General features: G+C 69.8%; 24 protein-coding genes and 1 tRNA gene. 1 reads left to right on the top strand and 24 read right to left on the bottom strand.

The genetic code is table 11. The features are described 5' to 3' along the window. Positions 1–28 precede the first annotated feature (28 nt). The 19 genes from atpE to ACVHNB_RS06790 all read right to left on the bottom strand — a co-directional run bounded on the left by atpE (position 29) and on the right by ACVHNB_RS06790 (position 20,322). Entirely contained in the window at positions 29–253 is a 225-nt protein-coding gene (gene atpE, locus ACVHNB_RS06880; RefSeq protein WP_018521144.1) for an ATP synthase F0 subunit C, read from the bottom strand. A 73-nt stretch (positions 254–326) separates the two neighbouring features. After that, the gene (gene atpB / locus ACVHNB_RS06875) at positions 327–1,148 is read right to left on the bottom strand and encodes a F0F1 ATP synthase subunit A (RefSeq protein ID WP_428952295.1); all 822 of its coding nucleotides are present in this window, start codon (positions 1,146–1,148) and stop codon (positions 327–329) included. 225 nt (positions 1,149–1,373) lie between these two features. Beyond that, complete coding sequence (locus ACVHNB_RS06870; protein WP_428952296.1) at positions 1,374–1,811, bottom strand: hypothetical protein; 438 nt, start codon at positions 1,809–1,811, stop codon at positions 1,374–1,376. A 404-nt stretch (positions 1,812–2,215) separates the two neighbouring features. After that, positions 2,216–2,557, bottom strand: coding sequence for a hypothetical protein (locus tag ACVHNB_RS06865; protein WP_428952297.1), 342 nt, complete (start codon positions 2,555–2,557; stop codon positions 2,216–2,218). A gap of 173 nt (positions 2,558–2,730) precedes the next feature. Then, positions 2,731–4,044 carry an MraY family glycosyltransferase gene (locus ACVHNB_RS06860; RefSeq protein ID WP_428952298.1) on the bottom strand — a complete coding sequence of 438 codons (1,314 nt, stop codon included), beginning with the start codon at positions 4,042–4,044 and terminating at the stop codon, positions 2,731–2,733. 157 nt (positions 4,045–4,201) lie between these two features. Next, positions 4,202–5,446 carry a serine hydroxymethyltransferase gene (locus ACVHNB_RS06855; RefSeq protein ID WP_456227624.1) on the bottom strand — a complete coding sequence of 415 codons (1,245 nt, stop codon included), beginning with the start codon at positions 5,444–5,446 and terminating at the stop codon, positions 4,202–4,204. 137 nt (positions 5,447–5,583) lie between these two features. After that, positions 5,584–6,270: an arsenate reductase/protein-tyrosine-phosphatase family protein gene (locus ACVHNB_RS06850; protein WP_456227623.1), complete on the bottom strand. Its 687-nt coding sequence runs from the start codon at positions 6,268–6,270 to the stop codon at positions 5,584–5,586. Then, positions 6,267–6,914, bottom strand: a complete 648-nt coding sequence (locus ACVHNB_RS06845) for an L-threonylcarbamoyladenylate synthase (RefSeq protein ID WP_428952301.1) — start codon at positions 6,912–6,914, stop codon at positions 6,267–6,269. Before ACVHNB_RS06845 ends, ACVHNB_RS06850 begins: the two co-directional genes overlap by 4 nt. 50 nt (positions 6,915–6,964) lie before the next feature. Further along, positions 6,965–7,810 carry a peptide chain release factor N(5)-glutamine methyltransferase gene (gene prmC, locus ACVHNB_RS06840; RefSeq protein WP_428952302.1) on the bottom strand — a complete coding sequence of 282 codons (846 nt, stop codon included), beginning with the start codon at positions 7,808–7,810 and terminating at the stop codon, positions 6,965–6,967. 37 nt (positions 7,811–7,847) lie between these two features. Continuing rightward, entirely contained in the window at positions 7,848–8,924 is a 1,077-nt protein-coding gene (prfA, locus tag ACVHNB_RS06835; RefSeq protein WP_428952303.1) for a peptide chain release factor 1, read from the bottom strand. A gap of 119 nt (positions 8,925–9,043) precedes the next feature. Then, on the bottom strand, positions 9,044–9,265 hold the full coding sequence (rpmE, locus tag ACVHNB_RS06830) for a 50S ribosomal protein L31 (RefSeq protein WP_018535357.1): 222 nt from the start codon (positions 9,263–9,265) through the stop codon (positions 9,044–9,046). Positions 9,266–9,409: 144 nt separating this feature from the next. Next, a complete protein-coding gene (locus ACVHNB_RS06825) occupies positions 9,410–10,510 on the bottom strand; it encodes an LCP family protein (protein ID WP_428952304.1) in 1,101 nt (366 codons plus the stop codon). 317 nt (positions 10,511–10,827) lie between these two features. Beyond that, entirely contained in the window at positions 10,828–12,870 is a 2,043-nt protein-coding gene (gene rho, locus ACVHNB_RS06820; RefSeq protein ID WP_428952305.1) for a transcription termination factor Rho, read from the bottom strand. A gap of 400 nt (positions 12,871–13,270) precedes the next feature. Then, positions 13,271–14,188, bottom strand: coding sequence for a homoserine kinase (gene thrB, locus ACVHNB_RS06815; RefSeq protein WP_428952306.1), 918 nt, complete (start codon positions 14,186–14,188; stop codon positions 13,271–13,273). A 366-nt stretch (positions 14,189–14,554) separates the two neighbouring features. Next, positions 14,555–15,613 (bottom strand): threonine synthase, encoded by a 1,059-nt coding sequence (thrC, locus tag ACVHNB_RS06810; protein WP_428957547.1) that lies wholly within the window; start codon positions 15,611–15,613, stop codon positions 14,555–14,557. A 14-nt stretch (positions 15,614–15,627) separates the two neighbouring features. After that, positions 15,628–16,920, bottom strand: a complete 1,293-nt coding sequence (locus ACVHNB_RS06805; RefSeq protein ID WP_428952307.1) for a homoserine dehydrogenase — start codon at positions 16,918–16,920, stop codon at positions 15,628–15,630. Positions 16,921–17,037: 117 nt separating this feature from the next. After that, positions 17,038–18,429: a diaminopimelate decarboxylase gene (lysA, locus tag ACVHNB_RS06800; protein ID WP_428952308.1), complete on the bottom strand. Its 1,392-nt coding sequence runs from the start codon at positions 18,427–18,429 to the stop codon at positions 17,038–17,040. Between the two features lie 26 nt (positions 18,430–18,455). Then, positions 18,456–19,487 (bottom strand): ArgS-related anticodon-binding protein NrtL, encoded by a 1,032-nt coding sequence (nrtL, locus tag ACVHNB_RS06795; protein ID WP_456227622.1) that lies wholly within the window; start codon positions 19,485–19,487, stop codon positions 18,456–18,458. 328 nt (positions 19,488–19,815) lie between these two features. Continuing rightward, a complete protein-coding gene (locus ACVHNB_RS06790; protein ID WP_456227621.1) occupies positions 19,816–20,322 on the bottom strand; it encodes a response regulator in 507 nt (168 codons plus the stop codon). A gap of 491 nt (positions 20,323–20,813) precedes the next feature. On the opposite strand from ACVHNB_RS06790, the gene ACVHNB_RS06785 reads away from it, so the two are divergent. After that, positions 20,814–20,885 (top strand) — tRNA-Arg (locus tag ACVHNB_RS06785). Between the two features lie 133 nt (positions 20,886–21,018). On the opposite strand, the gene ACVHNB_RS06780 is transcribed toward ACVHNB_RS06785, so the two are convergent. The 5 genes from ACVHNB_RS06780 to ACVHNB_RS06760 form a co-directional block, all read right to left on the bottom strand. Continuing rightward, a complete protein-coding gene (locus ACVHNB_RS06780) occupies positions 21,019–22,494 on the bottom strand; it encodes a tyrosine-type recombinase/integrase (protein ID WP_456227620.1) in 1,476 nt (491 codons plus the stop codon). Then, complete coding sequence (locus tag ACVHNB_RS06775; protein WP_456227619.1) at positions 22,491–22,685, bottom strand: helix-turn-helix transcriptional regulator; 195 nt, start codon at positions 22,683–22,685, stop codon at positions 22,491–22,493. The genes ACVHNB_RS06780 and ACVHNB_RS06775 overlap by 4 nt, the downstream gene beginning before the upstream one ends. A 196-nt stretch (positions 22,686–22,881) precedes the next feature. Then, positions 22,882–24,027, bottom strand: coding sequence for a DUF3631 domain-containing protein (locus tag ACVHNB_RS06770; RefSeq protein WP_456227618.1), 1,146 nt, complete (start codon positions 24,025–24,027; stop codon positions 22,882–22,884). Beyond that, positions 24,024–24,380 carry a hypothetical protein gene (locus ACVHNB_RS06765; protein ID WP_456227617.1) on the bottom strand — a complete coding sequence of 119 codons (357 nt, stop codon included), beginning with the start codon at positions 24,378–24,380 and terminating at the stop codon, positions 24,024–24,026. The genes ACVHNB_RS06770 and ACVHNB_RS06765 overlap by 4 nt, the downstream gene beginning before the upstream one ends. Further along, entirely contained in the window at positions 24,377–25,297 is a 921-nt protein-coding gene (locus ACVHNB_RS06760; RefSeq protein ID WP_456227616.1) for a bifunctional DNA primase/polymerase, read from the bottom strand. Before ACVHNB_RS06760 ends, ACVHNB_RS06765 begins: the two co-directional genes overlap by 4 nt. Between the last annotated feature and the right edge of the window lie 75 nt (positions 25,298–25,372).

The raw sequence follows: 25,372 nt of genomic DNA, 5'->3' as shown, positions 1-25,372 counted from the left end.
CTAATGAGGCTGGTCGTCCGAACTCGTCCTAGTAGACGAACGGCATGACCAGACCGATGAGGGCGAGCGCCTCACAGAAGGCGAAGCCGAGGATCTGGTTGGCACGGATCAGGCCGGCGGCCTCGGGCTGACGGGCCAGGGCCTGGGTGCCGTTACCGAAGATGATGCCGACGCCGACGCCGGGGCCGATGGCGGCGAGACCGTAACCGACAGAGCCGAGGTCACCGGTGACAGCAGCGAGGGTCTGGGACATGCCAGTTCTTCCTTCTCTTTACGGACCGGTGGGGGTTGGCCACCGGACGACTGGGGATTGCGGAGGGCGGGACTCAGTGGTGCTCGGCGAGCGCGCCCTGGATGAAGGTGCAGGTCAGCAGGACGAAGACGTACGCCTGGACAGCCTGGATGAAGAGCTCGAAGGCGGTCATCACGATGACCATCACGAACGAGACGGCGGAGTAGGCGATGCCGATGCCGTTCAGCATGTACCAGCTGGCGATCGTGAAGAGCAGCAGCAGGGTGTGACCGGCGAACATGTTCGCGAAGAGTCGGACCGCGTGCGTGAACGGCCGGACCAGCAGGTTCGAGAACAGCTCGATGAAGGCAGCGAGGTAGGCGACCGGGCCGAGCGACTTGTCGAAGCCGGTGAAGTTCTTGAAGGCACCGACGAAGCCGTGACGCTTGAACGTCAGGCTGACCCACGTGATGTAGACGATGGCGGCCAGCACTGCCGGGTAGGAGATGATCGCCGTCACCGGGAACTGGGCGATCGGAATGATCGACCAGAGGTTCATCATCCACACGAAGAAGAACAGCGAGACCACGAGCGGAACGTACTTCTCGCCCTCGCGCTTGCCGATCGTCTCGTAGACGATGCCGCGCCGGACGAAGTCGTAGCCGGTCTCGGCGACCATCTGGAGCTTGCCCGGAACGACCTTCGGCTTTCGGAAGGCGGCCCAGAAGAAGCCGACGATGATGATCGAGCCGAGCAGCGCCAGCAGCATCGTCTTGTTGAAGTACAGGTTGCTGTCCGCGTCGCCCCAGAGGGGCTCGAACAGGAACGAGTGCAGGCCGGGAGCCGGGAAGGCACACCCATCAAAAAGGTGGCAGTCGGTCTCGAAGGCGAGCACCTGCGTCGGGTCAGCACTCACCGCGGGCTCCTTCAGCGTGGCGCATAGGTACGGCAACCTCGTTGTGTCGGCGCGGCGCGCAGCCGCAGTTCGGCACGGGACTGGTGTTTCGGATGTGGGGGCGGCGGTCGGGCATCGAGCCTCGCGCTACAGCAGGCGTCAGCTCAGATGCCCGCGCCCGCGATGCCGCAGTTGGCACCGGACGATAGCAGGGTCGTGAAGCCTCACTTATCCCGCCCCTACCGTTCACGACTTCGGCCCCGTCTTCTCGGGCTTCTCGCCCTTCTGGGAGTCGGGATCGACGTAGAGAATCTTGGCCTTCATGTGGGCGCGCGTCTGCGCGGCGATCCACACGAGGGTCGAGATCACGAGGGCGATGGCGAAGGCCCTCGAGTTGAACAGCGTCGTGTCCTTGAAGAGCGCCATGAAGATGACCATGAGCAGCAACTGGGCTGCGTAGAGCATCAGGCCCATCATCTGGAACAGGTGCGGAAGCGATTTGGCAGTGCGCTCGAGGACGACGAGTCCGAGCCCCATGAACAAGATCGCCACCAGCGTCCCGACGAGCGCACCGAGGGCCCCCTTGCCGCCCGCGACAGCAGCGCTGACCACGATGGTGATCACGCCAACTGCGGCTGTGGGTACGGCAGTTTTGAGAAGGGTCCGTGCGTCATTGGACGGCATGGCGGCAACTCCGCTTATTGATGGGGGCAGGGTGTCGTCATGGACGAGCGTAGTCCGGGGCCGAGAGGGAATTTCGGGCCAAGGGACCGTCGCACTACGGTCTTTCGGCTCTATCCCCGGGTTTCGTGAACGGTATCACAAACTATTTGATGCGGTCTTTACCTAGATGGTGTGCCAACCGTCACACGTGAGGGGGAACCTGCGCGTCTGTGCACCCGCGACGCGAACTCATCCTGTAATGGGCGGTTTTGGGTGTCGATCTCGGACGCCCACCACCCCAACGTTCGTCGACAGTCGCCAACTTGGCCACCCTGCCGATGGCCCTCACGTTGACGCCCCCGGGATCCGATCGGATCCCGGGGGCGTCGGTCGTGCTGTTCAGCCGGCGGTCACGCCGAGCCCGCTCAGCAGGTGACGACCTTGTCCCAGTCGGCCCAGGGCTGCGTGGACGAGAGCAACTCGGTCTTGCCCGACTTCACGGACTCGCAGGCCGAGTCGTAGCCGTACTTGAAGATGCCCTTGAGCTTCTTCGTGCCGGCGCAGTTGTTCTTGACCTTGAAGGTCTTGTACCCCTCGTCCTGGCGGGTCTTGGTGACCTTGACGCAGCTGGGGACGGCACCCTGGGCACTGACGTCCCCAGCGGCGACCGCCTGCGTCCCGGGAGCGGCCACGGCCGCGGTCCCCATCAGTCCCAGCGAACCGCTGAGCGCCACGACAGCAACGCCCAGCACAGCGAACTTACGCATGGATCATCCTCTGCTCATGAATGAGTGAGGAGGGCGCCACCCTGGTCAGGGGCGGCGCGTTCCCCCTATGACGTGAACATTCCTAGCACAGACGATCACGCAGGGCACGGGGTTTTGATCACAGAGCGACGGCTGCGCACGTCCCGAAGCGCACGTGGCAGCCGGAGCACGGCTCAGCTGAAGCTCTTGTCCTTGCGCCGGTCCGTGAACCGCGAACGGGCGCCGATCGCGGTCGCTCCGTTGACTCCCGCGGGGATCGGGGTGCGGTCCCCGTCCTCGGGGGCCTCGGAGGGCTCAGTGGCCTCGGCAACGGCCGTACGGCGCCGGTAGCGGGGCGGGACCACGTGCTGGGCCCAGCGGGGGGCGTGCGGGGTGAAGCGGGGCAGCAGGAGCAGGACCAGGCCGACGAAGCTGAGCGCGACGATGGTGAGCACGACCCACATGCCGGACGCGGAGTGCACGGAGTACGCGACCGCACCGAAGGCGATGAGCGCCGACCAGAAGTACATGATCAGGACCGCGCGGCTGTGGGAGTGGCCGATCTCCAGGAGCCGGTGGTGGAGGTGGCCGCGGTCGGCGGCGAACGGCGACTGGCCGTTCCAGGTGCGGCGCACGATCGCGAGCACCAGGTCCGCGAACGGGATGGCGATGATCGTGAGGGGCATGACCAGCGGGATGAAGACGGGGAGCATCGCGTGCGTGGCGTCCCGGCCGCTGCCGAGGTTCAGGCGGAGCGCGTCCGGGTCGACCTGACCGGTCATGGAGATGGCGCCGGCCGCGAGGACCAGGCCGATCAGCATCGAGCCGGAGTCGCCCATGAAGATCCGGGCGGGATGCATGTTGTGCGGCAGGAAGCCCAGACACATGCCCATCAGGATCGCGGCGAAGAGCGTGGCGGGGGCCGCGGACTCGATGCCGTAGCCGTACCAGATGCGGTACGCGTAGAGGAAGAACGCCGCTGCCGCGATGCAGACCATGCCCGCCGCGAGGCCGTCGAGGCCGTCGACGAAGTTCACCGCGTTGATGGTGATGACGACGAGCGCGACGGTGAGGAGCGTGCCCTGCCACTGGGTCAGGGAGACCGTGCCCACGCCCGGGATCGGCAGCCACAGGATCGTCAGGCCCTGCATGACCATGACGCCGGCGGCGATCATCTGGCCGCCCAGCTTGATCAGCGCGTCGATCTCGAACTTGTCGTCCAGCACACCGATCAGCCAGATCAGCGCGGCGCCGGAGAGCAGGGCCCGCGGCTCGTTGGACGAGTCGAAGACCGTGTCCAGGTTGGTGAGGTGGTCGGCGACCAGGAGTCCCGCGCACAGTCCGAAGAACATGGCGATACCGCCGAGCCGCGGCGTGGGTTCACGGTGCACGTCACGCGCACGGATCTCCGGCATGGCGCCGGCCACGATCGCGAACTTCCGCACCGGGCCTGTGAGCAGATAAGTCACCGCGGCCGTGATGCAGAGCGTCAGCAGGTATTCACGCACGGGCTTCCCCACAGGTATCGCTGGCCATCTCAGCCCCACACCCTAGCTTCGCGTGCTTGAGGATGGAGACTTCCGGGTAGCGACGATGGTTGCACGAGTGACGGGCCGGTGACGTCGCGGTGCCGGGCGAGTGGGGTCCCGATGTGCCGCCTACCCGTTATCCGGCGGGGTACGGGGGGAATGTACCGGCGATCACGCGCACCTCCTCGCGGGCCGTGCGCGGGTCGAGATCTCCTCGTACGACACCCGCGAGGAGCACCGCGATCCGGGCCATCTCCGCCTCCCCCATGCCCTGGGTGGTGACGGCGGCGGTGCCCAGCCGCAGGCCGCGGCCGTCGCCGTGGGGCAGCGCGCACGTGTCGAGGACCATCGCGGCGGAGGCCAGCCGGCCGCGGGCCACCTGGCCCGGTACGCCGAGCGGCGCCGGGTCGACGGTCACGAGATGGGTGTCGGTGCCGCCCGTGGTGACGGCGAACCCCTGCGCGTCCAGCGCCCCGGCCAGCACCCGGGCGTTGGCGACGACCTGATGCGCGTACCCGCTGAAGGCCGGCGTCGCCGCCTCCCCGAACGCGACGGCCTTCGCGGCGATGGTGTTCATCTGGGCGCCGCCCTGCGTGAACGGGAAGACGGCCCGGTCCACCCGGTCGGCGAGCCCGGCGCCGCACAGCAGCATGCCGCCGCGCGGGCCGCGCAGGACCTTGTGGGTGGTGGCGCAGACGATGTCGGCGTACGGAACCGGGTTCGGGGCCGCTCCCCCGGCGACGAGCCCGATGGGGTGCGCGGCGTCCGCGATGAGGTGGGCGCCCACGTCGTCGGCGATGGCGCGGAAGGCGGCGTAGTCGATGTGCCGGGGGTAGGAGATCGAGCCGCACACGATGGCCTTGGGCCGGTGGGCGCGGGCGATGGAGCGGACCTGGTCGTAGTCGATGAGCCCGCTCTCCGGGTCGACGCCGTAGGGCACGAAGTCGAACCAGCGGCCGGAGAAGTTGGCCGGTGAGCCGTGCGTGAGGTGACCGCCGAACGGCAGCCCCATGGCGAGGACGGTGTCGCCGGGACGCAGCAGCACCGCGTACGCGGCGAGCACGGCGGAGGAGCCGGAGTGTGCCTGCACGTTGACGTGCTCGGCGCCGAAGAGGGCCTTCGCCCGGTCGACGGCGATGCGTTCGGCCAGGTCGACGAGTTCGCAGCCGCCGTGGTGGCGGGCGCCGGGGTAGCCCTCGGCGTACTTGTTGGCGAGGGGGGAGCCGAGGGCTTCCAGCACGGCCGGGGACATGAAGTTCTCGGCGGCGATCAGCTGGAGGGACTCGGCCTGGCGGGCCGCCTCGCCGAGGATGATCTCGGCCAGTTCGGGGTCCTGGCGCTGTAGCTCCGCCAGGGGGGCTGGATCTGTGGTGACCGGCATCTTCGGCTCCGGGCCTCGCGGAGGGGAGGTGGTGCTTCCCAATGTAGATCCGAGAGCTTCCTGCCGCCTGGGGTTGCTGTCACAGGGCTCGGCCCCGGACCCCGTTCCTCGATCGCCGGAAGGGCTCGCTGTGCGGCTCAGGCGCGCGCGGACGGGGTGGGCTTGCCGGTCAGCGCCGCGACCACCGGGTCCAGCGCCTCGCTGATCTCGCCGCCCACCGCCTGGAAGAACGGCAGCGGCGCCCCGTACGGGTCGTACACCTCGTCCGCCTCGACGCTCGGGGCGAGCAGCCACCCGCGTAGAGCCGCGGCAGCACGCACCAGGGCCCGCGCACGGCCCACCACGCCGCCCTCCAGCGGGTCGGGGAGGGTCGTCGGGTCTATGGCCTGCACGAGCCGCGTGAACTCCTTCAGCGTGAACGTGCGCAGGCCCGCGCTGTGCCCCATGGAGATGACCTGGGCCCGGTGGTCGCGGGTCGCGGTCAGCACCAGGTCGGCTCTTATGACGTGGTCGTCCAGGAGCTCGCGGCCGACGAAGCCGGAGGCGTCCGCGCCGAAGTCGGCGAGGACCTGCTCCGCGTTGGCCTCCATCGGGGCGCCCTCGTGGCCCCAGGTGCCCGCGCTCTCCACGATGAGCCCGCCGGCCAGCGGGTCGCCGAGCCGGTCCGCCAGGGCGTGCCGGGTCAGCCGCTCGGTGATCGGCGAGCGGCACACGTTGCCGGTGCTGACGTGGAGGATGCGGAAGGAGTCGCCGGGGAGCGCGAGCGGCGCTGTGCTTCCCACGTACTCGGTGCCTATGCCACGCCCCGTCTCAGGGGCTGTCAATTCGCCACCTCGAGGTCGGGTACGACCTTGCGCAGCTCGTCGGCGGTGAGCGCGCCGGCCCGCAGCAGCACCGGGACCTTGCCGGTGACGTCGACGATCGACGACGGGACGATGCCCGGGGTGGGGCCGCCGTCGAGGTAGACGGAGACGGAGTCGCCGAGCATCTCCTGGGCGGCGTCGCAGTCCTCGGGGGCGCGGTGGCCGGTCAGGTTGGCGGAGGAGACGGCCATCGGGCCGACCTCGTTGAGCAGTTCGATGGCGACCGGGTGCAGCGGCATCCGGACGGCGACGGTGCCCCGGGTCTCTCCCAGGTCCCACTGCAGGGACGGCTGGTGCTTGGCGACGATCGTCAGGGCGCCGGGCCAGAACGCGTCGACGAGCTCCCAGGCCATCTCGGAGAAGTCCGTGACGAGGCCGTGCAGCGTGTTCGGGGAGCCGATGAGGACGGGGCTCGGCATGTTGCGGCCGCGGCCCTTGGCCTCCAGGAGGTCGCCGACCGCCTCGGCGGTGAACGCGTCGGCGCCGATGCCGTAGACGGTGTCGGTGGGCAGCACGACGAGCTCGCCGCGGCGGACGGCGGACGCGGCTTCACGCAGACCGGTAGCGCGGTCGGTAGCGTCGTTGGTGTCGTAACGCCGTGCCATTTAACGGGCCTCCTGCTCTGCGTACTGCTCGGAATGATGAAGCTGGTCGGTCACGGCATCGCCTTGCGGGCGGTGGCGAACCGCGGCCGGTTGTTGAGGTCCGGGTGGTCGGCGGCATCCGCCCAGCCCCGCTCCTCGGTGAAGATCCACGGCACCAGGCCGCCCTGGGTGTCCGCGTGCTCGACGACCACGACGCCGCCGGGGCGCAGGAGGCGGTGCGCGGTGCGCTCGATGCCCCGGATCAGGTCGAGGCCGTCCTCGCCGGAGAACAGGGCCATGTCCGGGTCGTAGTCGCGGGCCTCGGGAGCGACGTACTCCCACTCGGTGAGCGGGATGTACGGCGGGTTGGAGACGACGAGGTCGACCTGGCCGTCGAGGTCGGGGAAGGCCTCCAGGGCGTCTCCCTGGCGCAGGTCGACCCTGGACCCCTCGACGTTCTTGCGCGTCCACTGGAGGGCGTCCTCGGACAGTTCCACGGCATGTACGCGGGAGCGCGGGACCTCCTGGGCGAGCGCGAGCGCGATGGCGCCCGAGCCGGTGCAGAGGTCGACGATGAGCGGCTCGACGACGTCCATGGCGCGCACGGCGTCTATGGCCCACCCGACGACCGATTCGGTCTCCGGGCGCGGCACGAAGACGCCGGGTCCGACCTGGAGCTCCAGGTAGCGGAAGTAGGCGCGGCCGGTGATGTGCTGGAGCGGCTCGCGGGCCTCGCGGCGCGCGGTCACCTCCCAGTACCGGGCGTCGAAGTCCGCGTCCTTGACGGTGTGCAGCTCGCCCCGCTTCACGCCGTGCACGAAGGCGGCGAGCTCCTCCGCGTCGTTGCGCGGCGAGGGCACGCCGGCGTCGGCCAGCCGCTGGGTGGCCTGGGCCACTTCCGCGAGCAGCAGGTTCACGCTGGTCCTCCGGGGCTGAGCTGTGGGCGTACGGGAGTTACGCGGCGGCGAGCTTGGCGGCCGAGTCCGCGTCGACGCACGCCTGGATCACGGCGTCGAGGTCACCGTCGAGCACCTGGTCCAAGTTGTAGGCCTTGAAGCCGACGCGGTGGTCCGAGATGCGGTTCTCCGGGAAGTTGTACGTGCGGATCTTCTCGGAGCGGTCGACGGTGCGGACCTGGCTGCGCCGGGCGTCCGCGGCTTCCTTCTCCGCTTCCTCCTGCGCCGCCGCGAGCAGCCTGGAGCGCAGGATACGCATCGCCTGCTCCTTGTTCTGCAGCTGGCTCTTCTCGTTCTGGCAGGAGGCGACGACTCCGGTGGGGATGTGCGTGATGCGCACGGCGGAGTCGGTCGTGTTGACGGACTGGCCGCCGGGCCCGGAGGAGCGGTAGACGTCGATCCGCAGATCGTTCATGTTGATCTCGACGTCGACCTCCTCGGCCTCGGGCGTGACCAGCACACCGGCCGCGGAGGTGTGGATGCGGCCCTGCGACTCGGTCGCCGGGACGCGCTGCACGCGGTGCACTCCGCCCTCGTACTTCAGCCGCGCCCAGACGCCCTGGCCGGGCTCGGTCGCGCCGTTGCCGCCCTTGGTCTTCACGGCGACCTGGACGTCCTTGTAGCCGCCCAGCTCGGACTCGGTGGCGTCGATGATCTCGGTCTTCCAGCCGACGCGCTCGGCGTACCGCAGGTACATGCGCAGCAGGTCACCGGCGAACAGGGCGGACTCGTCGCCGCCCGCGCCGGCCTTGACCTCGAGGATGACGTCCTTGTCGTCGGACGGGTCGCGGGGCACCAGGAGAAGGCGCAGCTTCTCGGTGATCTCCTCGCGCGACTTCTCGAGCTCCTTGACCTCGGCCGCGAAGTCCGGGTCGTCGGCGGCCAGTTCACGGGCCGTCTCGATGTCGTCGCCGGTCTGCTTCCAGGAGCGGTACGTCGCGACGATCGGGGTGAGCTCTGCGTAGCGCTTGTTCAGCTTGCGCGCGTTGGCCTGGTCGGCGTGGACCGACGGGTCCGCGAGCTTCTGCTCCAGATCGGCGTGCTCGCCGATGAGGTCCTCGACGGCCTCGAACATCTCCGGCTCCTGCGTGTACGAGAGTGCTGTGTCATTCCAACGACAAGGGGGCTGCACCGCAAAGCGCCGGTCCCGGTGCCCCAGCGATCGGGGCACCGGAGACCGGCGCTGGAGCCTCGCTACTTCTTGGCAGCGGCAGCCTTGCCGAAGCGGGCCTCGAAGCGGGCCACACGGCCACCGGTGTCGAGGATCTTCTGCTTGCCCGTGTAGAACGGGTGGCACTCGGAGCAGACCTCGGCACGGATGGTGCCGGAGTCGATGGTGCTACGAGTGGTGAACGACGCGCCACAGGTGCAGCTGACCTGCGTCTCGACGTACTCGGGGTGGATGTCGCGCTTCAAGGTGTCTCCTAGGTTCGGGAGGGCGCCGGGTCGCAGACGCGGATTGCGGGAGCGTGAACCGGAGCCGACGTACCAGTCTGCCAGGACTGGCCGCATCCCCCAAAACCGGGGTGGGCCAGGATCTATTCCCGGCGGCCTTCCGGGCTACTTGACGACGCCGTCCGCGGTGCCGCTGGCGGTGCCCTCACGGGCCGACTTCGGGACGGCCCGGTCGGCCTTCAGGGCCTTCCAGACCTGGTCGGACTTGGTCTGGTCGACCAGGACGCGGTTGGCGTCGGCCGGGTCGTACTGCACCGGCATCGTGACCATGTTCATGTCGTTCGAGCCGATGCCCTTGAGCCCGCTCGCGAACGAGGTCAGGTCCTTGACGGACGCCAGGTCGGAGTCGGTGGTCACCGACTTGGTGGCGGTGTCCGCGAGGTCGTACAGCTTCTTGGGGCTGGTGAAGACGCCGACCTGCTTGATCTGGTCCATCAGGGCCTTCATGAACGCCTGCTGGAGCTGGATGCGGCCCAGGTCGCTGCCGTCGCCGACGCCGTGCCGGGTGCGGACGAGGCCGAGCGACTGCTCGCCGTTGAGCTTGTGGGTGCCGGCGTCGAGGTTCAGATGGCTGTCGGGGTCGTTGATCGCCTTGCTGGTGGTGACCTCGACGCCGCCGAGGTCGTCGATCAGCTGCTGGAAGCCGCTGAAGTCGACCTCGACGTAGTGGTCCATGCGGATACCGCTGATGGACTCGACGGTCTTGACCGCGCAGGCCGCGCCGCCCGTGGAGTAGGCCGAGTTGAACATGACGTCCTGCGCGGCGGGGTGCTCGGTGCCGTCCTTGTCGGTGCAGGCGGGCCGGGATATGAGCGTGTCCCGGGGTATGGAGACGATGCTCGCCTTCTTGTGGCCCTTGTAGATGTGGACGACCATCGCGGTGTCCGAGCGGGCCGAGCCCTCGTCCTGGCCGCCGCCGACCTTCTTGTTGCTGCCGGCGCGGCTGTCGGAGCCGAGCACCAGGATGTCCTGCGACCCGTTGTCGACGTTCTCGGGGCGGTCGCTGCCCAGCGCCTGGTTGATGTCGACGCTCTTGATGTTGCCGTTGAGCTTGAAGTAGACGTACCCGAGGCCGGTGCCGCCGAGGACGATCACGCCCGCCGCGCTCCACGCCACGACACGCAGCGCCTTTCCGCGTCCGGCGCGCGGCTTGCGGCGGCGGCCCTTGGCGCGGTGGCGCCCGGGCTTGCTGTCACTGTCCGGCATGTACCCCTCGCAGGTTTGTCTTCCTTCGGTCCGCTTTGCTCTTCACTCGGTGTGACGGCGAACCGTCATGAAGGGTTGCACAGCGTCCTGTGGTCACAGCGTGCTCCCGCCACGACGGATCGTCACGGGACCAAGGTCCCGTACCCCTCCCACCTGCACTTTTGTCCTCATGGAGCGCATGCTTCACAGAAGCCGCGAATTCTTATGCCTGTGGTGAAGGTCTCTGGGACCGCCTACCCCGTGGAGACGGCAAAAGGCCGGGCCCGTCACTCGCGTGACGGGCCCGGCCCCTGGAGACGATGTGGCGCCGCTGGGCGTCAGTCCTGCCCGTTACCGGGCGTGGGCGTCGTCTTCTGGATCTGCAGCAGGAACTCCGCGTTGGACTTCGTCTGCTTCATCTTGTCGAGCAGCAGCTCGATCGCCTGCTGCTGGTCGAGCGCGTGCAGCACGCGACGCAGCTTCCAGGTGATCGCGAGCTCGTCGCTGCCGAGCAGGATCTCTTCCTTACGGGTACCGGACGCGTCGACGTCCACCGCGGGGAAGATGCGCTTGTCGGCGAGCTTGCGGTCGAGCTTGAGCTCGGCGTTGCCGGTGCCCTTGAACTCCTCGAAGATCACCTCGTCCATGCGGGACCCGGTGTCGACGAGCGCGGTGGCGAGGATGGTGAGCGAGCCGCCGTCCTCGATGTTGCGCGCGGCGCCGAAGAAGCGCTTCGGGGGGTACAGGGCGGTCGAGTCGACACCACCGGACAGGATGCGGCCGGAGGCCGGCGCCGCCAGGTTGTAGGCGCGGCCCAGTCGCGTGATGGAGTCGAGCAGGACGACGACGTCGTGACCGAGCTCGACGAGACGCTTGGCGCGCTCGATGGCGAGCTCGGCGACCGTCGTGTGGTCCTCGGCCGGACGGTCGAAGGTCGAGGAGATGACCTCGCCCTTGACCGACCGCTGCATGTCGGTGACCTCTTCCGGACGCTCGTCGACCAGGACGACCATCAGGTGGCACTCGGGGTTGTTGTGCGTGATCGCGTTGGCGATCGCCTGCATGATCATGGTCTTGCCGGTCTTCGGCGGGGCCACGATCAGACCGCGCTGGCCCTTACCGATCGGCGCGACGAGGTCGATGATGCGGGTGGTGAGCACGCCCGGGTCGGTCTCCAGACGGAGCCGGTCCTGCGGGTAGAGGGGCGTCAGCTTGTTGAACTCCGGGCGCCCGCGGCCGGATTCGGCCGCCATGCCGTTCGCCGAGTCGAGGCGGACGAGCGCGTTGAACTTCTCGCGACGCTCGCCGTCCTTGGGCTGACGGACCGCACCGGTGACGTGGTCGCCCTTGCGCAGGCCGTTCTTGCGGACCTGGGCCAGCGAGACGTACACGTCGTTGGGGCCGGGGAGGTAGCCCGACGTACGGATGAAGGCGTAGTTGTCGAGGATGTCGAGGATGCCCGCGACGGGGATCAGGACGTCGTCCTCGGAGACCTGCGGCTCGTTGCCGAAGCCCTCGTCGCGTCCGCGGCGCCCGCGGCGGTCGCGGTAGCGGCCCCGGCGGCCGCGCCGGCCGCCCTCGAAGTCGTCGTCGTCCTGCGGGCCGTTGTTGCGGTCCCGGTCCTGACGTCCGCCACCCTGCTGCTGCCGGCCGCCGCCCTGGTCCTTGTTGCCCTGGTCGTCGCCCTTGCCGCGGCGGTCGCGGCCACCGCGGTCACCGCGGTCGCCCCGGTCGCCCCGGTCGCCACGGTCACGGCGGTCGCGGCGCTCACGGCGGCCCTCGTTGTTGTTCTCCTGGCCGCCGTCGCCCTTGTTCTCGGCGCCCTGGTTGTCCTGCTTGGTCTCCGCCTTGGCCTCGGCGGTGACCGTCTCCGGGCTGCCCGCCTCGGCGGTGGCCCGACGACGACGGCGCTCGCCGGCCGGCTGCTCGTCCCCGGCGCCCTGGCCCGGGATCTCGATCTGCTGCTGGGCGGTGGCCTTCTTCGCCTTGGCCGCGCTGGTGTCGGCCGTGTCGGCCTTCTCCGTCTTGGCCTGCGCGGCGTCGGCCGCGGGCTCCTCGCCGGTGCGGGCCTTCGAGGTGGCCCGGCGCTTCGGCTTCGTCTCAGCGGCGTCGGCGCTCTTCGCGGGGGCACCGCCGCCCGCCTGCGCCTCCTTGATGACCTCGATCAGCTGGCTCTTGCGCATCCGCGCGGTGCCCCTGATGCCGAGGCCCGAGGCGACCTGCTGCAGCTCGGCCAGCACCATGCCCTCGAGGCCGGTACCGCGGCGCCGCCGGGAGCCCGAAGCACCGGCGGCAGGCGCAGAGGCGTCCCCTGCGGACGCGGCGGGCGCGGCAGCGGAGCTGTCGGCAGTCACGCCCATCAGATCGGTGGTGTCGCTCACGAAGGGTCCTTCCCTGGAGCGGACGTCGGCCTGTCTGGCTCGGCGACCGGTCGTGCTGTCCGGCGGTGGTGGTCCAGCCTGTACGGACCGTGCCGGGGCGGTTGTCCGCCGATGAGGCGGAAGAATTCATTGGTGACGGCGATTCCGGATTCCGCGGGTGCACTGAATTTCTGTGTCACGCGGCTCGGTCACGCCGGTTCCGGAGCATGCTCGCCAACGTTCAGTGCCGCGTCCCGACATACGAGGACGATGCACGGAATTGCTGGGGAGGCTCCCGGAAGAATGGTTGTCCCGGACGGGGACACACAGCACCTCGCCATGGTGGGGTCGGGTGCAGACTTGAGGTTAACACTACCGGATCCAACAAACATTCCCCCTCTCCAAATCCGGCAACCGTGTGTCAGGAGCCAAGCGGCAGCACGCTCGCTCCGTCGACGTCGAGGGCCAGGCGGTTGGCCGCCCATCCCTCTCCGGCCAGCCGGGCAACCTTGTCGGCCGCACCGTCCTCCACCAGGGCGATGACCGTCGGGCCCGCCCCGGAGATCATGGCGGGCACCCCGTCGGCCCGCAGCCGCTCCACCAGTGCGGCGCTCTCCGGCATGGCGGGAGCCCGGTACTCCTGGTGGAGGCGGTCCTCGGTGGCCGGCAGCAGCAGCTCGGGGCGCCTGGTCAGGGCCTCGACGAGCAGGGCCGCCCGGCCCGCGTTGGCCGCTGCGTCCACATGGGGGACGGTGCGCGGCAGCAGGCCTCGTGCCATTTCGGTGAGGACCGGCTTGCCCGGCACGAAGACCACCGGGACGACGGACGGCGCGGCGTCGAGGCGGATCGCCCGCCCGGCGCCCGCTTCCGTCCAGGCGATGGTGAAGCCGCCGAGGAGGCAGGGGGCCACGTTGTCGGGGTGGCCCTCGATCTCGGTGGCGAGTTCGAGCAGCGCGGCGTCGTCGAGCCGGGTGTCGCCGCCTATGGTCACCGCGCGCGCGGCGACGATGCCGGCGCAGATCGCGGCGGAGGACGAGCCGAGGCCCCGGCCGTGGGGGATGCGGTTGGCGCAGACGATCTCGAGGCCGCGCGGCTGTCCGCCGAGCAGGTCGAAGGCGGTGCGCAGGGACCGTACGAGGAGGTGCGACTCGTCGCGCGGCAGGGTCTCGGAGCCCTCGCCCGCGATGTCGATGTTCAGCCCGGAGTCGGCGACCCTGACGACCACGTCGTCGTAGAGCCCCAGCGACAGGCCGAGGGCGTCGAAGCCCGGGCCGAGGTTGGCGCTGGTGGCGGGGACGCGCACCCTGACGGCGGCGGCGCGGAACGCGGGACCGGCCATCGCTCGATGACTCTCCTTGAGCTGCGGGATGTTTCTGGAACTTCCGAAGACTGGCGGGACTGACGAGATCTGGGAGATGTACGACGGTCGAGGTATTCGAGAACTTCCGAGACTTCCGATGTCTTGTGATGCGTACGTCGACACCCGGGCCACGAACGACGGAACCACGGCGGAAATTCGCCGGAATACGACGGAACGGCGGCGGCACCGCGGCATATGCGGCGGGCGGGTTCGGTACAGCCTATCGAAGGAAGGTTCTGTGGCGACATAGGGCGCACAGGAGGCGCACGATGCGTGTCGTAAGCCCCCCGTGCACCCCCTGTGCCGAGACGCCCGGTTGACGGGCCGTCAGCGTCGGGATCCGGCTCAGGCGAGACCGAGGCGCTCGGCGGCCGCGGCCGCGTCGACGGGCACGGTGACCGGCTGCGGGGCGCCGGAGACGGCCCAGTCCGGGTCCTTCAGTCCGTTGCCCGTGACGGTGCAGACGATCTTCTGGCCCTTGTCGACCTTGCCCTGCTCGGCGGCCTTCAGCAGACCGGCGACGGACGCGGCGGACGCGGGCTCGACGAAGACACCCTCCTGGGACGCCAACAGCTTGTAGGCGCGCAGGATCTCACGGTCCGTCACCTCGTCGATGAAGCCGCCGGACTCGTCGCGCGCGGCGATCGCGTGCTGCCACGAGGCGGGGTTGCCGATGCGAATCGCGGTCGCGATCGTGGAGGGGTCCTTGACGACCTCGCCGCGCACGATCGGCGCGGAACCGGAGGCCTGGAAGCCCCACATGCGCGGAGTGCGCGACGACACGCTGTCGGCGGCGTACTCCTTGTAGCCCTTCCAGTAGGCCGTGATGTTGCCCGCGTTGCCGACCGGGAGGACGTGGATGTCGGGCGCGTCGCCGAGCGCGTCCACGATCTCGAACGAGGCGGTCTTCTGGCCCTCGATACGGAACGGGTTGACCGAGTTGACCAGCGCCACCGGGTAGTTCTCGGAGAGGCTGCGGGCCAGGTTCAGGCAGTCGTCGAAGTTGCCGTCGACCTGGAGGATCTTCGAGCCGTAGACCAGCGCCTGGCCCATCTTGCCGAGCGCGATCTTGCCCTGCGGCACGAGGACGGCGCAGACCATGCCGGCGCGCACGGCGTAGGCCGCGGCGGAAGCCGACGTGTTGCCCGTCGACGCGCAGATGACGGCCTGCGCGCCCTCCTCCTTGGCCTTGGTGATGGCCATGGTCATGCCGCGGTCCTTGAAGGAGCCGGTGGGGTTGGCACCCTCGACCTTCAGGTGGACCTCGCAGCCGAGGCGCTCGGAGAGGACTTGCGCGGGCACGAGCGGCGTGCCGCCCTCGCGCAGCGACACGACCGGCGTGGTCCCGGTCACCGGGAGCCGGTCCCGGTACTCCTCGATGATGCCGCGCCACTGGTGGGTCATTCCGGTCATCCCTGCTACTCCCCTTCAACACGCATGATGCTGGCGACACCGCGCACGGTGTCGAGCTGACGCAGCGCGTCCACGACCCCGGTGAGGGCCGCGTCCGCCGCGCGGTGGGTGACGACGACGAGGGAGGCCTCGCCGTCCTTGCCCGACTGCCGCACGGTGTCGATGGAGACGCCGTGCTCGGCGAAGACCGTCGCGACCTGGGCGAGGACGCCCGGCTTGTCGGCCACGTCGAGGCTGATGTGGTACCGCGTCACGACGTCGCCCATCGGGGAGACGGGCAGCTGCGTGTACGCGGAGTCGCCGGGTCCCGTAGCGCCGCCCAGGCGGTTGCGGCAGACGGCGACGAGGTCGCCGAGTACGGCGGACGCGGTCGGCGAACCGCCGGCACCGGGCCCGTAGAACATCAGCTGGCCCGCGGCGTCGGCCTCGACGAACACGGCGTTGTACGCGCCGCGCACGGAGGCCAGCGGGTGCTCCAGCGGGATCATCGCGGGGTGCACGCGGGCCGTGACGCTGCCGCCGTCGGCGGCCCGCTCGCAGATGGCGAGCAGCTTGATGGTGCAGCCCATCTCCTTCGCGGACGCGAAGTCGGCGGCGGTCACCTCGGTCATGCCCTCGCGGTACACGTCGTCGAGACGGACCCGGGTGTGGAAGGCGATCCCGGCGAGGATGGCGGCCTTGGCGGCGGCGTCGAAGCCTTCGACGTCGGCGGTCGGGTCGGCCTCGGCGTACCCGAGCGCGGTGGCCTCGTCGAGGGCCTCCTGGTAGCCGGCGCCGGTCGAGTCCATCTTGTCGAGGATGAAGTTCGTGGTGCCGTTCACGATCCCGAGGACCCGGTTGACCTTGTCGCCGGCGAGGGACTCGCGCAGCGGGCGGATCAGCGGGATGGCACCGGCGACGGCGGCCTCGTAGTAGAGGTCCGCGTCGTGGTCGAGGGCGGCCGCGTGCAGGGCGGCGCCGTCCTGGGCGAGCAGCGCCTTGTTGGCCGAGACGACGGAGGCGCCGTGCTCGAGGGCGGTGGTGATGAGGGTGCGCGCCGGCTCGATCCCTCCGATGACTTCGACGACCACGTCGATGTCGCCTCGTTTGACGAGCGCGGTGGCGTCGGTGGTGACGAGGGCGGGGTCGATCCCCTCACGCACCTTGGAGGGGCGCCGCACGGCCACCCCGGCGAGCTCCACCGGGGCACCGATGCGGGCGGTGAGGTCGTCGGCGTGCGTCGTCATGATGCGCGCCACCTCTGAGCCGACTACCCCACAGCCCAGCAGCGCCACCTTCAGCGGACGCGTACGCATCATCCGACCTCGTCTCCTCTATTACTGCTGATACTTCGACGTATCTCTACGGTGGGACCAGTCTCACCCACCGGACCGGGCTTTCTGCCCCCGGTCCGGATGATGAGACAGATATTTCATTTATCCGACGTCGAGACGCAGGAGATCTTCCTCCGTCTCACGCCGGACGATCACCCGGGCCTCGCCGTCGCGCACGGCGACGACCGGCGGGCGAAGTGCGTGGTTGTAGTTGCTGGCCATGGAGCGGCAGTACGCGCCGGTGGCCGGGACCGCGATCAGGTCGCCCGGCGCGACGTCGGCCGGCAGGAAGGCGTCCTTCACCACGATGTCGCCGCTCTCACAGTGCTTGCCGACGACGCGGACCAGCATCGGCTCGGCGTCGGAGCGGCGCGAGACCAGGGCGACCGTGTACTCGGCGTCGTACAGGGCGGTCCTGATGTTGTCGGACATGCCGCCGTCGACGGAGACGTAGGTGCGCAGCCCGTCCAGCGGCTTCACGGTGCCGACGGTGTAGAGCGTGAAGGCGGTCGGGCCGACGATGGCGCGGCCCGGCTCGACGGAGATGCGCGGAGTCGCCAGGGAGGCGGCCTCGCACTCGCGGGTCACGATCTCGTTCAGCGCCTTGGCGATCTCGTGCGGCTCGCGGGGGTCGTCGTCGCTCGTGTACGCGATGCCGAGGCCGCCGCCGAGGTCGATCTCGGGCAGCTCGACACCGTGCTCGTCACGCACCTCGGCGAGCAGCCCGACCACACGCCGGGCGGCGACCTCGAAGCCGGCCATGTCGAAGATCTGCGACCCGATGTGCGAGTGGATCCCGATGAGCTCGAGCCCGTCGAGCTTGAGGGCACGGCGCACGGCTTCCGCCGCCTGTCCCCCGGCCAGCGCGATGCCGAACTTCTGGTCCTCGTGCGCGGTGGCGATGAACTCGTGGGTGTGGGCCTCGACGCCCACGGTCACCCGGATCTGCACGCGCTGGCGCTTGCCGAGCCGGTCGGCGATGTGGGCGACGCGGACGATCTCCTGGAAGGAGTCGAGGACGATGCGCCCGACGCCCGCCTCGACGGCCCGCTCGATCTCGTCCTCGGTCTTGTTGTTGCCGTGGAAGGCGATGCGCTCGGCGGGCATGCCGGCCAGCAGCGCGGTGGCGAGCTCGCCGCCGGAGCAGACGTCGAGGTTGAGCCCTTCCTCGTGCAGCCATCGCACGACGGCACGCGACAGGAAGGCCTTGCCGGCGTAGAAGACGTCCGCGTCCGGACCGAAGGCGTCGCGCCAGGCGGCGCAGCGGGCGCGGAAGTCGGTCTCGTCGAGGAAGTAGGCCGGGGTGCCGAACTCCTCGGCGAGCCGGGCCACTTCGATCCCGCCGACGCTGACGGCGCCCTCGGCGGTACGCGCCACGGTCTGCGCCCACACCTTCGGGTCGAGGGCGTTGAGGTCGGCGGGCGGGGCGGCGTAGTGCCCCTCGGACAGGACGTCTGCGTGGCGGGGGCCTGCGGGGTGTGCGGAACGGCTCATGGCTGCGTGGCGCTCTCTTCGTCTTCTTACAGGTATGCGGGGGCGTCGATGCCGAGCAGGGTCAGGCCACCGGCCAGCACCGTCCCGGCGGCTTCGGCGAGGGCGAGCCGGGCGCGATGGGCGGCCGAGGGTTTCTCCTCGCCCTTGGGCAGCGCGCCGGCGAAGATCCCCGGATCGGCGAGGAAGGCGTCCGCCACGTCGACGAGGTGCCGGGCGACCCGGTCCGGGGCGCGGTGGCGGGCCGCGGCGAGGAGGATCCGCGGGTGGTCGGCGAGGGCGGCCACGAGGTCGTCGTGCCCGGCCGCCGGGTCACCGGGGGCGCTCGTGTAGCCGAGGTCGGCGGCGCCGCGGCTGAGAGCGCGGGTGCGGGCATGGGCATAGCGGACGCGGAAGAGCGGGTTCGACTCGCGCTGGGCGAGGTGGGCGGCGCGGTCCTCGGCCGTGTCGGTACGCGGCCGGTCGTGCGCGGCGGGGTGCAGCAGGGCCCATCGGGTGGCGTCGGCGCCGAGCCCCTGCGGGTCGGCGGGAACGGGCCGGAAGGTCACCTCGGCCGGATCGGCGACGCGCTCGACCTCGGCCTCGGCGCCCTGGCTGCGGCCGATGCGGGCGACGGCGTCGGCGACGATCTCCGCGCGGGTCTCGTACGGGATGCGCAGCTCGATGCGGTGGCCGCGGAGCGCCTCGCCGTGCCCGTAGGCGGGGCCGAGGCGCCGGATCTCGTCGACGAGCGCGTGTACGTCACGGAAGGCTCCGCCCCGGCTGAGGGTGAGGTTCAGGAACCCCGGTCCGGTGACGTCGACGGCGGCGATCCCCGGGCTGTCGGCGAGCCGCCGGGACAGGATCTCGGCCACCTGCCGCGGCGGCCGTCCGGCTCCCTTGGCGAGCTGCAGAGCGACGTTCGTGGCGTAGTCCCCGTGCCCACCGGCCCGCGGCCGCTCGACGACGATCCGCGCGCCGCCCCGCTCGACACTCTCCACGGTGCCCGCACCGAGCTCACCGTCGTCGACCGCGCGGCGCACGGCGCGCAGGACGGTGTGGGAGAGCTCTGCGGGGGTCACGGGGGTAAGCGTAGGGGAGGAGGGGGGTGGGTAGGCGAGTCGGTTTGGTGGATGGTCCGGGATGCGGACGCGGTGGGGCCGGGTGAGGTCGCCCGCTGGAGTTGCCGGGTGAGGGTCGGCGGTAAGGGTCGGCGGGGCTGGGGCTGGACGGAGTGCGGCTGGGTCGGGGGGCCGTCGGGGAGGCCTGGGTGCGGGGGCTGCCGGGCCTGGGGTATCCGGTCCTGGGCTGGGACAGGTCCTCGGGTCGCCCGCCGAGCCGCCGAGCCGCCGAGCCGCCGAGCCGCCGAGCCGCCGAGCCGCCGAGGGATGGTCAGGCGTTGAGGAACGGTCAGGCGTCCGCGGTGCGGCCCGCGTGCTCGGACTCGTCCGCGGTGTGCGCGGAGGGGCCACGCCGGGGGCCGTCGGCCGGGCTGCCGCCTCCGCCTTCTTCACTCTGCCCTCTCGGGGCGGATGACGCCCGACCCCGCTCGCTCAACTGCGTTACGAGGCGCACGAGTTCAGCGGGTTCAAAGGGCTTGGCCAGAAAGGCGTCGACGCCGGCATCCAGCCCGCTGTCCATCTCGTACTGGGTGCAGGCGCTGACGACGACGATGGGCAGATCGCGGGTCCGGGCGTCGGCACGCAGCCGCGCGGCGGTCCGCAGGCCGTCGAGACGCGGCATGACCACGTCGAGGGTGACGACATCGGGCTGCACCTGATGCACCACGTCCAGGCATTCGGCACCATCGGCCGCGGTCACGACCTCGAAGCCCTCCAGCTCGAGATTGACCCTGATCAGCTGCCGGATGACCTTGTTGTCGTCCACAACGAGGACCCGGCCGGACGCGCCTGGCACAACTCGAGAGTAGGTCGGCGCACGGCACCGCGTCCGGGTTTTCCCCACTTCCACCCCGTACCGGGGAAGGGGCCTGGAGCCGCGCGGCCCGGGCATCCCCTGCCTGGCCTGCGGCCGGGCCCTTATCCGGCTCCGCGCCAAGTTCTCGCCAGGCCTTCGTCCGACTCCTCGTCGAGTTCTCGCCAGTCCCTCGTCCGGCTCCTCGTCGGGTTCTCGCCAGACCTTCGTCCGACTCCGCGCCCGGCTCGAGTCCGGCTCCTCGTACCGACCTCCGCCCGACCTCGTCGGGCCTGCGCCCGGCCCCCGACTGGCCTGGGCCGGCTCCTTCCTCGGGCCTTCGCTCAGCCCTTCGTTCGGCATCCGCCGAGCCGAAGGCCGGGCTCATCGCCGACCACTCCCCCACCCCGTCACCGGGCCCTGAAATACCTGTTCATGAGGACCCCGGGGGAGCTGGTAGGGTTCTACCCGTCGCCGCACACCACGCGGCGCACGCCCCCGTAGCTCAGGGGATAGAGCAACGGCCTCCGGAGCCGTGTGCGCAGGTTCGAATCCTGCCGGGGGCACTCGCCAGACCACCTACGAAAATCCGTAGGTGACCAGGGCGGATGCCTGAAGAAGAGGGCGGGAGTCAGTCTCACTGACTCCCGCTCTTTCTCGTTGTCTCTCAGTGTTCGCGACACACCTCCGACACAGTTTTTAGGCCGTGCCGGCGTCGTCCTCAGACCACCCCATGGTTCTTTCGATCTTCTTGTTGTCCTCCGCTTCGCTGTTGTCGATGCAGCCCGCGTAGTGCCGATCGATGACCTCCGGCGACGTGCCCGCACGGCGGGCCACCTCCGCCACGGGGAGCCCGGAGCGGAGCCAGTCCGTGATGCACGTGGCTCGGGCGTCGTACGGCTTTCCGGCGAGCGGCGACGCGACCTTGTATGGCGGGAACGCGAACGGGCGGGCCTCCTGCCAGACACGCCAGTAGCTGGACGTGCCCACCAGACCGCCGCGCTCGTTCTGGAACAGCCGACCGTCCGCCGCCGTGCCGAACTCCTTCACGTGGGCCCGGAGCATCGCCACGAGTACGGGCGGGATGGGAACGGGCCGGTCGGTGTCGGGGTCCCGCATCTTCAGCCCGCGCTTGTCGTGACGCTCGCCTGAGTCGGTCCACTTCTTGCCGGATACGGGACGGGTCTCCCGGAGGGTGAGCACGCCCCATCCGGTTTCGGGTAGATGGCAGTCCCTAAGCCTCAAAGCGACGACTTCCGCCGGACGCATCGCGGCGTACAGAATGCATCCGAAGAACGCAACCAGTCGCCTCCCCCGGTTTCGGTGCACCGACCCGACGTACGAAACGGCGGTGAGGAAATCGCGACCCTGACGAGCATTCATGAGGACGCGCGGGTCAATCGCTCCGCGCCCTGCTGTGGCGTACCGCTCCAGCTCCGCGATGGGGTTCGATTCAAGGTATCCACGCTGGACCGCGTAGTTCATCGCCGCGTTGAATCCTCGGCGGCGACGCTTGTACGTGTCCTTAGCTGCCAGCTTTCCGTCAAGCTTGTAGGCGAGCCGGTAGTGAACGTCTTCCGCTGTATCGGAGGTTGTGAGCGCCGAGAGCGGCAGCGCATTCTCAGCGAGCCAGGCGCACGCCTTCTCCAGACCGGGCGGCGGCTCCTTGTCCGCGTGGGCCGGGACAACAGACCACCTCACAGCACGTCGCACGGTCAGCGCGTCCGGAGCGTCGGCCCCCTCCCCCATCATCCCCAAGGCTGCGGACGCCAGGCTGTCTGCGAACCCCTCGCGCGTCTTTGCCGCTGCGGTACGCCAACGACGTTTCATGAACTCCCGAACGAAGAACCACCAGTTGGGATCGTTCTTCTCCTTCGCCTTTTCCGCTTCGACAGCTTGCGCGTTCCGAACTTCGGACTCGGGAATCCCCGACTCGATCTCGAAAGCTTCGCCACGTCGATTCATGGCGTTCCATAGCTCGTTCCGGCGACTTTCGGCGAGGGGGTACGTCGCGAAAGTCCCGCCCCATACCCGACCGGCTACTACCCAGCGAACGCGCCAGGGACGGGATTTGCGCCCGGTTTTCGAGATCTCCCACAGCTTGACATCGAAGGTGTAGCCCGGCCGGGCTGACCCCCGAGGGCGCCCGGCCGTGCTGTTTTTCTCGGTGCTCACGCAGCGTCCTCCCGCTCCGAGAGCCAGCGCTCATACTCGGACTTCCGGATTCGGATATCACCATTCGGAAGTTTGATGGAACGGGGAGCCTTCCCGAGTTGGCGCCACCGATAGAAGGTCGCCGGGGCAACCCTGAGGTCGGCAAGCACTTCCTTGATGGTCAGCTTCTCGTCCCCCGCGCGGACGCTCATGCCATGGTCCTCTCTGCATTTGTGGTTGAGGGCGCGTCGAAGGCCCAGGCGCCCGGCCCCCCTCTCTCAGGTCCGCTACTTCCGCTACCGCCGCTACCTCGCAGGTCAGAGGGCCCGTGGGAGGTAGCGGACGGGGTAGCGGTAGCGGATGGGTAGCGGCAAGCACGAGGGCTTGCCGCTACCGCGTTGACGCAGGTCAGACCGCGTTCTCGGTGCCGGGTAGCGGAGGTAGCGGACTTTCGGGGGGTGGGGGGCAGTAGCGCTGCCATGCGTCGTGCAGATCGGCCGCGTAGTAGCCCTTGAGGACGCTCGCTCCGGTCTTGATGTTGCGTGAGGCGATGGGCTCGTTGTCTGCCGTCATGTACTCGGCGAGCATCTTGGAGAGCCGCCGGTTGTCGAGCGGCTTGCCGTGCAGGTCTGCCCACGGCGCGTCATCCATGGAGTTGAGCCGATCCAGGATGGCGACGGTGGGCAGTCGGTCGATGCCGTTCATGACGTGGTCGCGCAGGTCGGTCAGCAGCCGGACGCCGATGCTGCCTTTGTCGTTGGCGCGGGAGGCGGTCACGAGGGTGACGCAGGCGGCGCGGGCCCGCTCGGGCCAGTGGCCACCGATGGCGTCCGCGATGGCGAGCAGCGGTTCCCACACGTCGGCCGGCCGGTCGGAGACGCCGTCGGGCATCTCGGGCCAGGCGCCCATGACGAACCCTCGGGCGTGTTCGGCCCATGCGGTGAGCCGGTCGCGGAGCTTGTGGCCCTCGGCCTCGTGGACGCGGGCCCGGAACGGCTCGACCCTCTCGTTCCTAGCCCGGCGGCGCATGCGGATGATGACGGAGCGGCTAAGGATCGTGTCCGGCAATGAGCCGAGACCGGCGACCGCGACCGCGCAGTACGACGGGAATGCCTGCACAGTCTGCTGTCCACCGTCACCAATGCACCGGTAGGTGACCCCGGTGCGGCGGTGTCCGGCGTTGAGGAATCCGCGCAGCTCCTCGTTGTCCCCGGCCTTGGGGCCGAAGACGGTGTCGATCTCGTCGAACAGGATCGTCGGCTTGCCGCTGCCCGAGGAGACGGAGCGGAACAGGGCGGCGGCAGAGGCGTTGACGGCCGTCATGGGTTGCGGCACGAGCGTTTCCACGATCTCCAGGGCCCGGGTCTTTCCGGACCCCGGCTCCGGGGAGAGGAACGCGATGCGGGGTGTGGAGTCGAAGCAGTCGAGCAGGTGCGCGTGCGCGTCCCACAACGCCACGGCGACGTAGGCCGCTTCGTGGGGGAAGACGTTGAAGCGGCGGTGGAAGGCTTCCACCTCGTCGAGCAGTGCGGCGCCGTCGATGGGGCTGGTCATGCGGCGGCCCTTCCTTCCTGGGGGTTGCGCAGGGGGCACGCGGTGCGGTGGTAGTCGTGGCTTGCCACGAGGGCGAACACGTCGGCTTGTCCACGGGCGCGCAGGTCACGGCCGCACACGCACCACGAGGTCGCGGTGGGGGTGTGGCCGCGACCGGGCGCGTTGATGGTCAGCCAGGCGATGGGGCGGCGTCCGTCGTCGCCGTGCGGGTCCACACCAAGGGCAGTGCGGACGCCTTCGGCGACCACCTTTCGGGCGCCCGCTCCCGTCTCGTCCACAGGCTGTGGGGCGGCATGCAATCGGGCCGGTGTGGCGGGTTGGCCTTCCAAGGAGGGGCGGGGGTCGGTGGTCATGCCGCCTCCCGTGGCCGGACGGTGCGGGCGGAGCTGTCCAGGGCGCTGCGGATGGTCGTGCGGCACTCGGCCGGCGTGAGTCCGCTCGACTCCCCCGCCCCTTGGAAGGCCTCCTCCACCGCGTGACGGGCGATGTCGCCCCACGCGACGAACCGCCCCACCTTGAACGCGCTGCGGTTCAGCGTGGTGTTGCGCTGGGACTCGGGCGCCCCGGCGACGATGTGGCATTCGGCGTCGAGTGCGGCGAGTGCCGCGCGGCTCCCGTCGGCCGCAGGAAGCCTCAGCGGGCCCACAGACGGCTTGGGGTCCGGTTTCAGGATGGTTTGCATCCATTCGGGCAGTGGGAGCGCCACAGAGCCGCTGAGCGCTTCGTAGGCTCCGGTCGGGGTGGTGCTTCCCGCCGCGACGACGTACCCGCCCCACGCTCGGGTGTCGATCAACTCGCCGATGGTTCCGGCGGTGTTGGCGTATCGGGTCCCGTTGGGGGCGGTGAAGTACAGGTGGGTTCCGCCGCTCGCGGTCCGGACCCGGTAGGTGTCGGGGACGGCGTGTCCGGCGCGCTCGCAGAGCGCTGCGAAGGTTGCCGCGCCGTCAGGCGCGTCCGAACTGCTCTTGTCCTTCGATTTGTCGAGGTCGACGACCAGCAGCCCGGAGGGGCCGGTGGCGATGCCGACGTTGAACGGGCCGGTGGACCATGCGGCGTGGATGCGTTCAGGGTCGGTGGTGGCGCGCTGCTCCCACTTCACGTGCCCGCCCGTGCAGGCTCCGGTGCGCGTGCAGATGCTCTCGCCGTGCAGGGCGGGCCGCTTGCTGCCGGGCCGCAGAGGGAAGACGTGCCAGCCGTGTTCGGCCGCTGTGAGGGCGGCGGCGAGTAACGACCTGTTGTCGTCTCGCCGGAGGGAGGTCGGTTGCGTCATGCTGGGGTATCTCCAGTTCCTTGACGGGTGCTGGCTGGCAAGGGCGGCCCCGGTGTCATTGGCGTGAAGCGGGGG

It is taken from the genome of Streptomyces sp. YJ-C3 (genome assembly GCF_053891275.1).
The sequence above is the reverse complement of the archived record's forward strand: the minus strand, read 5'-3'. Positions and strand labels throughout refer to the sequence as shown.